Annotated in this window: 4 protein-coding genes and 1 pseudogene; 2 read left to right on the forward strand and 3 right to left on the reverse strand. The window is 45.8% G+C overall.

Annotated elements, in window-relative coordinates:
- Positions 1 to 76: 76 nt before the first annotated feature.
- Positions 77 to 208 (reverse strand): annotated as a pseudogene (locus tag ACZ25G_RS00560) (helix-turn-helix domain-containing protein); the annotation flags it as partial.
- Between the two features lie 523 nt (positions 209 to 731).
- Here ACZ25G_RS00560 and ACZ25G_RS00565 point away from each other — a divergent pair.
- A complete protein-coding gene (locus ACZ25G_RS00565) occupies positions 732 to 4400 on the forward strand; it encodes a GDSL-type esterase/lipase family protein (RefSeq protein ID WP_463681167.1) in 3669 nt (1222 codons plus the stop codon).
- Between the two features lie 99 nt (positions 4401 to 4499).
- Here ACZ25G_RS00565 and ACZ25G_RS00570 read toward each other — a convergent pair whose 3' ends face one another.
- Together ACZ25G_RS00570 and ACZ25G_RS00575 are read right to left on the reverse strand one after the other, a co-directional pair.
- Positions 4500 to 5123 carry a flavodoxin family protein gene (locus tag ACZ25G_RS00570; protein WP_463681168.1) on the reverse strand — a complete coding sequence of 208 codons (624 nt, stop codon included), beginning with the start codon at positions 5121 to 5123 and terminating at the stop codon, positions 4500 to 4502.
- Positions 5124 to 5163: 40 nt separating this feature from the next.
- Complete coding sequence (locus ACZ25G_RS00575; protein ID WP_463681169.1) at positions 5164 to 5829, reverse strand: nucleotidyltransferase domain-containing protein; 666 nt, start codon at positions 5827 to 5829, stop codon at positions 5164 to 5166.
- Between the two features lie 110 nt (positions 5830 to 5939).
- On the opposite strand from ACZ25G_RS00575, the gene ACZ25G_RS00580 reads away from it, so the two are divergent.
- Positions 5940 to 7166: an aldo/keto reductase gene (locus ACZ25G_RS00580; RefSeq protein WP_463681170.1), complete on the forward strand. Its 1227-nt coding sequence runs from the start codon at positions 5940 to 5942 to the stop codon at positions 7164 to 7166.
- The last annotated feature ends 125 nt before the right edge of the window (positions 7167 to 7291 follow it).

A 7291-nucleotide genomic window follows, 5' to 3' on the forward strand; every position in this document is an offset into this window, starting at 1 on the left:
TTCTTGTTATCCAGCCCTCCGGCTGTATTGGTTGAGCAAAAGTCAGCGTGGGATTGGTGTGGTATCTTTATCTAAGTGAACCCCCGGATTCCCACTTGGACACCGCCGGTTTTGATATTCCCAAATATTCTGCCAATTCTTCCTGAGTGAGTCCTAGCTCCTTGCGCTTAGCATAGATGATTTTTCCGATGGAAAGTTCTTTCAACATGCTCACCTCTCTTTGCTTCATTATAGGCGGCGACTGCTGGTAAAATCAATAGAATAAAAGTAGACTTATAGAAAAAAAGATAATAGATGGTTAACTTTTTTAAAAGTAACGATTCAAATTTTTTATTTTTTCTTCTGGCAAAATTGGAGAATTTACTTTGAGAAATTTGGAAAGATCGTGATAAAACTTGTACTGACATTTTGAAGGACAAAGTTGATAAAAAATTATAATTAAAAATTAGCAAAGAAAGAAAAAGAAAAAACATAGAAAAATAGAGCAAATTTTACTTTTTAAGGAAATAAAAACATATAAAACTCGCAAATTAACAGGACATCTTTATGCAGAAAGAGCGGGTTATCCATACAAGTTAATATGGATAAGGGAATTTGTATAAAAAGTAAATGAGTGATATAATACAGAAAAATCGTTTTTTTAAAGTGATCGTTTTTGAAAAGGAATGAGGGGAAGAAATATGTTGAGAAGAAGAACGCAAAGAGGGCAGCACCGCAAAACATACAGGGTATTGACACTGTTTTTTGCGGTGCTGTTTTCTTTGACCAGCATTCTACCGGGAGGGGTGTTGTCGGCAAGTGCCGCTTCTGAAGCCCCAGAAGGCTGGACGGGGAACTACACCTTGGACGGTAATGCTGTGATAGTTAACAACCCTGGTTTTACAAATAATTTTGTAGTTTCCAGTGCGTCTTCTACAGCCTTTTCTTATGAGGCAGTTATGTCTTATCAAGAGGAAAGTGTACAGGGCGCAGGCCTACTTTTTGGCGTTGGGGATAAAACAAACCCGTCTCAATATTGGGGTGGCGTGCATATTAATGATCAGGAAGTCCGTCTGTTTTTTGAACAGGATGCGCAGAATCTTGATATTACAAAAGCCGTACCTGGCGGTGTAAATCCTTCGAGTGTCCATATTAAGTTGACGGTGGACCGATATAAGAATTTTTGCGTTTATGTCAACGATATGGTTACTCCGGTTATTTCCACCCAATATGCGAACTTTAAAGGTGGAAATGTAGGACTGATGGCGTTTAATACAGCGGCAAAATTCACAGATATTCTTTTTGAAGATCTTTCTACTTCCACAGGGAATGGCCTTTCAAATTTTAAGGGAGGTATATTCACTGAAGGTGATGGGACGATTACCCTAGGAAATCCTGGTTCGGCAGACAATGTAGTAGTATCCGATACATATGCAAAAGCGTTTGTTTTTGAAGCAGATATGACTGTGTCTGAATCTACTACAAATGCCGAAGCCGGCTTATTGTTTGGGGTGAAAAACAGGGACAACCCTGGCAATCAGTGGTGCTGCATGAAGATCAGGGAAGAGGGTCTGTGGGCCTTTAATCTGGCCGACTACACTGATCCGGAAGGTTTACTCATTGATCTTCCCATCTCCGATCCCGATTATACCTTAAAGGGGACCAATCATCTGAAGCTGGTTGCAGATGTCAATGGGAATTTGGAGTTTTATGTTAACGACATGGAAAATCCCGTAACTACGAAAAGTTATCCACGCTATGTGGGGGGATATGTCGGCTTTACCAGCTTTGCGACAGAAGCGACCTTTTCCAATATTCAGTTTACCGATACAACCCCGAAAACCTTCAACACCAATCTCTCTGGATGGGAAAATGCCAACAGCACTTGGCAGGAGGTAGATACTGGTTATCAGGGTACCAGCCTCAATGGAGATGGCTTTTCTACAGCGGCACAGTCGGTGGACGGCGACTTTACTCTGGAAGCAGATGTGACGATCGAAAGCGGTACAGCTTTGGGATTGGTATTCCGTGCGCAGGGCGCGAATGTTGCCACTGACGGCAGCTACGTTGTGAACTGCGATCTCGTTTCCCAATGCTTTAAGTTTTTCCGCTTCCCTGGATATGAAATGTCCACCATTTCGATCAAGACTTTTGAGGAGGTGGGACTGTACCCAGAACAGGGTAAGACCTATCACATGCGTCTTGATGTGCAAGACAACAAGGCTACCATGTACTTTGACGATCATCTGATTTTTGACGATATTCCTGATGTCAATACCGATCATTATTATACATCAGGCCGAGTTGGCGTCATGGCCTTTAATGCCGTCGCCAATTTCCAAAATGTATATCTGCGGATCGGCTCCTCCGCAAATGAGATGACAAACTTTACTCTGGAGCCTCATTCCGCAACCCTGGTGGAGGGAGATCAGCTTTATTATATTGTTCCGGCAGGAACCGATGTCACCCAATTAGCGCCTACATTTACCATTCCGGATACCGCAACGGTGGATAAGTCTTCGGGCAGTGTTCAGGATTTCTCCAGCCCTGTAGTTTACACTGTAAAGGCAGCCAACGGAGACGAGCGGCCCTATACAGTTACCGTATATAAGGAAGAGGAAATTACCGATGCGGATAGAAATGCAGCGTCTGGGATTTCAGATCGAATCGCCGATCTTTCTGAAAGCCTGACTGCAGAGGATAAGGCTACGGTTGATCAGCTGAAAGAAGATTATGATAGCTTGACACCTCTTCAGAAGATGCTGGTAGAGGGAGTAGATCGCCTGAATGAAGCAGTTGAGCGGATAGAGGAATTGACACGTCCGCTGCGTATCACCTGTGTAGGAGACTCTATCACCCAGGGTGTAGGATCTTCCAACGAAAACATCTATTCCTATCCGGCACAGCTCCAGAAAATTTTAGGTGTTAGCTATCAGGTGAAAAATGCGGGCGTTAGCGGCTCCAATGTGACCAAGGGAAAAGGCTATCCTTATTGGACCACCACTCGTTATCAGGAAGGTAAAGACTTTGCTCCGGATATCGCTATCATCATGATCGGCACCAATGACGCTCTGAATGATTATGTCTGGAATCCCAGCAATCCCGCGGAGTCAACTGCGCTGTTTAAACAAGACTACACAACGCTGATTGAAGAATATAAGGCTCTTGAGAGCAATCCAAAGATTTTTATGGTTCTTCCTATGCGCAGCTATCAGACAGAGGGTAGGCAGGAGAACCTAGAAAACTACATTATTCCAGCCCTCAAGGAAATTGCAAAGGAACAGGATCTGCAGGTCATTGATATGAACGCCTTTACCACCGGACATCCGGATTGGTTCCCCGATGGTCTGCATCCCAATGACGGAGCTTATGCCATCATTGCAGAAGAATTTGCAAAATATATCCGCGGTTACGCCAGCGCAGATTTGGCATCGATTTCTCTGGATGGTAATCCCATCGCCGACTTCGATCCGGATACGCTGACTTATGAGGTACAGGTGCCGGCAGAAGACGAGATTCCCGAATTGACAGCACAGGCCTCTCATCAAGATGCATCGGTCACCATTGGTGCTCCTGTAGATACCCTGCCGGGTTCTGTGGACATTACGGTAACTTCCGGCGATGGCCGCACTACCAAGACCTATACAGTAACCTTTGTGGAAGCAGCACAAACCCTAGATGAGGCAAAATCCGCTGTGGAAGCGGCACTGGCTCAGATGACTGTCAGCAATAATACCACCGCTGAAGACATTATGGCGGTAGTAGCAGCTGCTATAGAAAATGAGGCGATCACTGCCCAGTGGACAAAGGAATTTACAATGCAGCAGGCTACAGAGGAGGCCGCAGGACAAATTGATGGCGTCATTACTCTGTATCTTGGCAACGATTCGGTAGACATTACCATAGACAAAGAGATTGCAAAGCTTCCTGTGCAGCCGCAGACATTGGCTGAGGCAAAAGCAGCAGCAGAAGAAGCCTTGGCACAGATAGTTCCGTCTAACGATACCACGGCAGAACAGATCATGGCAGTTGTAGAAGGAGTCATTACCAACAATGAAATTTCAGCTGCTTGGTCGGAGGAATTTGTAAAGGTGAATGCTACAGTGGAAAATCCGGGTTCCATTACAGGAGTGATTACCTTATCTCTGGATGGTGAGACCCCGGTAGACATTGTAATCGAGTGGGAGATCCCAGCTCTTGAGGATGAGCCTCAGCCATCGTTGCCCGATCACCCATCGATTCCCGGTGGCAGCGACAGCGATTGGGAGTGGCCGACTGGTTCCGACACAGAGAGCGGTACAGACACAGTACCCGAGAAGACCAATCCGCAGTCTGGTGACAGCACCCAGTTGATGGCAGCATTGATTTTGATGGCTGTGTCTGCTGGAGCGGCTTTATATATTGGAGGAAAGAAGAGATAAGAAGACGCGGAGGCCGTGGCAAAATGCCACGGCCTCGCTCGTTGCATATAAATTCTAAAAAAGCGCTCTGTAGATCTACAGGGCGCTTTTTTAGAAATACTACCGGATAAAATTGGTGGCGACACGGGGTTCTGCCTCTGGAAGGGACACATTTGCTTTTTTACCAGCCTCTATACACCGGAGAAGCCAAGCCATATTTCTGCCAAGGGTACGCATAATTTGCAAGCCTTCCAGATCCTGCCGTACCTCGTCAGGAGTATTGCCATGCACCATATTCCAGTACTGGGAGGAAACTACGGGCATCTGAGAGATGGTAAAATATTTATTAAGTTCATCAAAAGAGGCGGTTGTTCCCGCACGCCGGGCGCTGACAACCGCTGCCGCTGGCTTGTAAACAAAGTTTTTGCTGCCAGCATAGAAAATACGGTCGAGTAGGGCAATGAGCGCGCCGTTGGCAGAGGCATAATATACGGGAGAACCGACAATAAAACCGTCAGCTTCTGCGGCTTTATCAATGACCAAATTGACAATGCCGTCATCAAAGATACAATGACCGGTAGTCCGACATCGTCTGCAGCCAATACATCCGCGGACAGGCTGCGTACCGATCTGTAGGATTTCCGTTTGGATTCCCTGTGTTTCGAGCTCTTTTGCCACTTCAGAGAGTGCGGTGAAGGTACATCCTTTGGCATGCGGACTTCCGTTAAGCAGTAAGACTTTCATCGTATTTTCCTCCTTTTTATAAGCTATGAAAGACTACATGTTATATTTGCATCTGTTTGGAACACCAATGAATTAGCATCTCATATGCATGGTCGATTTCTTTCTGGGTCCGTGAAGGCAGTGTATGACGATGGATACACAGCGAGAGCATTTCCCGGTCAGGGCCATCAAGCAAAGGGAAAAGGTTTTCTTTGGTAGAGACATACCGGCCAGAGAGAAGAAAATAGTGAGCTTGTAAGAGAAAAAAGATACCTTTACAGAGCCCCGGGAGGCTTTCGGAGGGAAGAGGGTCAAAGAGATAACTGTGGCATGCAGCATGATAGAGATTGGCGGCGCCGACACGAAGGGCATCAGCGGCGTATTGATCTACATCCCCCACAATCTCTTCCAGAGAACCGTAATATGCTCGGGTATCGTGGACAAATTGGAAGAGATCATAGGATGGCCAGTGCTGGATTTCTGCTTTCCCACTGATAAAGCCACAAGCAAGTTTGGAGTGGGGCATATGTTGGATTATATCCCGGTAAAGAGAAAGGTCCTGGAAAGACAGGGTATCCAGCAGGACGACTGCATCAATATCGCTGTCCGCTGTAGCTTCTCCCCGTTGATAGCTACCCTGTAGCCCCACAAATAAGAGACGTTGACCAAATTGCCGCTTTAACTTTTCCGTTAGGTCTTTCATCCAATCTTCAATGGATAATTGCATCTCAAACGCCTCCGTCAGCTAGAATAGAAACTAAGTATAGTATATAATATTGATAGAAAATTGTCGATAAAATAAGGTGGGTTATACTCATCGAAAATAGAGCCTACTGTATGGCTTGCCGCCTTGTGCTCTCTCTGGCCTTTTGCTATAATGAAATTATCAAGTTGGGGAGGAGAAGCGCTATGAATTACCGCATGCTGGGGAATACAGGAATCAAGGTATCCGAAATAGGATATGGGGGAGAATATCTTGAGGGAAAAGACGCTGCCATTGTAGTAAAATCTATTCAAAAAGCGTTGGACGCTGGTGTCAATATCATCGATATTTTTATGTCGGAGCCCAATGTCAGGACCAATATCGGGCGTGCAATTGCTGGTAGACGGGATCAGGTCATCATCCAAGGGCATTTTCGAGCCATCTGGAAGAACAATCAGTATGCGCGGACATTGAATATTGACGAGGTAAAGTTTTTCTTTGAAGATCTGCTGCATCGGCTGAATACGGACTATATTGACATTGGCATGCTGCATATGATCGACAATTTTGATGATTACAAAGCGGTTTTTGAGGGTGAAATCTATCAGTATGCCCTTTCTCTAAAAGAAAAAGGGGTGATCCGTCACATTGGTCTGAGCAGCCACAATCCCAAAGTGGCCAAGAAAGCGGTAGATGAGGGGTTCATTGATGTACTTCTGTTTAGCCTGAATCCGGCTTATGACCTCATTGAAGACGATGGGGAAAATGGTCCTCTCATGGTGAAAAATGATTTATTTGCAGGAGACAGTTCCTATACTATGAACAAAGACCGCAGTGAGCTTTATCGGGCCTGTGAGGAAAAGGGTGTAGGAATTACGGTAATGAAGAGCCTGGCTGCCGGTGTACTTCTGGACGAAACCCGGTCACCTTTTGGTAAAGCGCTGACGGTACCTCAGTGTATCCACTATGCGTTGACCCGTCCGGCGGTTGCAAGTGTTCTGGTAGGAATGCAGACCCCTGAAGAGGTTGAAGAGGCCCTGCGCTATGAAACCATGCCAGAGGAAGAAAAGAATTACACTGCTGTTTTAGCCGGTACTCCTAAGTTTAGTCTCAACGGACACTGTATGTACTGCAATCATTGCCTGCCCTGCCCCTCCCATATTGATATCGCACAGGTGAACAAATATCTGGATATGGTTTTGGCGGAAGGAAAGCTGTCCCCTACCGTAGCCGAGCACTATAAGAGCCTAACAAAAACAGCAGGGGATTGCATTCAGTGCGGAGCCTGTGAGAAACGATGTCCCTTTGCGGTTCCCATTGTGGAGCGGATGAAGCAGGCGGTATCTTTTTTTGGAAAATAGCCATGATAAAAAGCAGCTTCATCTGAAGCTGCTTTTTGATTATGCTTTAGCAAAGAAGCCCCAGCGGTAAGTCGCTGGGGCTTCAAAAACCGCCGGCTATGCCGGTGGGAGTTTAGAGCTTAAGC

It is taken from the genome of Zongyangia sp. (genome assembly GCF_965361945.1).